Source organism: Pyramidobacter sp. C12-8 (assembly GCF_002007215.1).
Lineage (GTDB): Bacteria > Synergistota > Synergistia > Synergistales > Dethiosulfovibrionaceae > Pyramidobacter.
In genome coordinates this window covers 1-1,609 of record NZ_MUHX01000062.1, presented here as the reverse complement: position 1 = coordinate 1,609, position 1,609 = coordinate 1, and the positions used below count along the sequence as shown (strand labels likewise).

At 54.6% G+C, this 1,609-nt stretch carries 1 protein-coding gene; it reads left to right on the top strand.

Annotated elements, in window-relative coordinates:
• Nucleotides 1-260 precede the first annotated feature (260 nt).
• Complete coding sequence (locus B0D78_RS12065; protein ID WP_078017176.1) at nt 261-1,448, top strand: IS110 family transposase; 1,188 nt, start codon at nt 261-263, stop codon at nt 1,446-1,448.
• The last annotated feature ends 161 nt before the right edge of the window (nt 1,449-1,609 follow it).

The window sequence follows — 1,609 nt, the reverse complement described above, 5'->3', positions numbered from 1 at the left end:
TCCTCCTAGAATAATGTAGTCGCACTTGTTGACAGATTATTGAACGGAACAATCTGCGATAATGTCAGCATGCAGTGTGAGCGTCGCCGTTTGTTTCCTTGGGGACATTTCCTCGTAAAGGAGAGTGCGCCTCACCTCTTGCGGCAGTTCACGAATGAGCTGGATGTTGAGACCGAAGGTCTTCTCCGTCTGTCCAAGGAGGTTGTGAGCCGCAGGAAGCGTGAGAATTCACCTGCAAATACGTTGTGGTGAGGTGACTCATGTACTATCTTGGTATTGACATCGGGAAGAACAATCACGAAGCAGGGCTTATCAGGGAGGACGGCAGCCACGTCGGCAAGTCGCTGCGTTTCGCCAATGCTCGGGAGGGCTTTCAGCAGCTTCTGCTCTTTCTCGAACAGAGTCTCCCCGAGCGGGAGGCTTTCTGTATCGGCATGGAGGCGACCGGTCATTACTGGCTCGCGCTCTACTCCTTTCTGCGGGAGCAGGGTTTTGCTCTGCATGTGATCAACCCGATCCAATCCGACAGTCTGAGGAACTTCCACATCCGGAAGCAGAAAACGGATGCGGTCGACTGCTTTCTGGTGGCTGAGGTGATCCGTTTCGGCTCGTTCAGCGAAACTCATCTGGCTGATGAAGATATCATGGCGCTGCGCAATCTGGCCCGTTTCAGAGAGTCGCTCAAGGACTCCTGCGCCGACTACAAGCGACAGGTCGTCACCGTTCTGGATCAGGTGTTTCCGGAGTATGCTGCCTTGTTCTCCAACGTCTTTGGCGAGAGTTCAAAGGCATTTCTCAAGACGTACGGCACTCCGGAACAGGTGGTCGACGTGAACACGAAATCGCTGGCCGCTTTGCTCAGAAAAACCAGCCGGGGCCGGCACGGTACTGACAAAGCCCGTGAGCTCAAGTCTCTGGCGGCGCGTTCGGTCGGCCTGACTCTGTGTTCGGATGCCTTTGCCTTTCAAATCAGGATTCTCATCGAACAGATCGAATTCACGGAGAAGCAGATCGATGAGATCGACAAGAAGATCGCCAGGCAGCTGAGGAAGTTTAGCTCTGTCATCCTCACTGTCCCCGGCGTGGGGCCGGCGACGGGCGCCGTGATCCTCGGTGAGATCGGCGATATCAGTCGCTTCTCCAATCCCAAGAAACTCGTCGCCTTTGCCGGGATCGATCCGACTTCGTTTCAATCGGGGAACTATGTCGGCCAGCACAACCGCTTGTCCAAGAAAGGATCCCCCTACCTGAGACGAGCTGTCTGGATGTCGGCGCTGATAGCAGTCAGATGCGATCCTGTCTTCAAAGCGTTCTACGAAAAGAAGCGCGGCGAGGGGAAAGCGCATGGGACTGCATTGGGGGCTGTGTCGAGAAAACTGCTTTATACGATTTACGCTGTTCTGAAAGCCAACAAACCTTACGAGGTACGCCGCCAGGGCATAGAATGATTCTGTTCCCGCGGGGTTCCCTGCTCGTGTCGCTTCCGTGTGAGCTCGTTCGCGTGCTTGTTTTGTCTGAGTTCTGTCCAATATGCCGTTTTCAGGGGCGCTTTGGCTTTTTCACGCGGGCAACCGGCTAGAAATACTTCGGGCATGAGCTCGAATTTCCT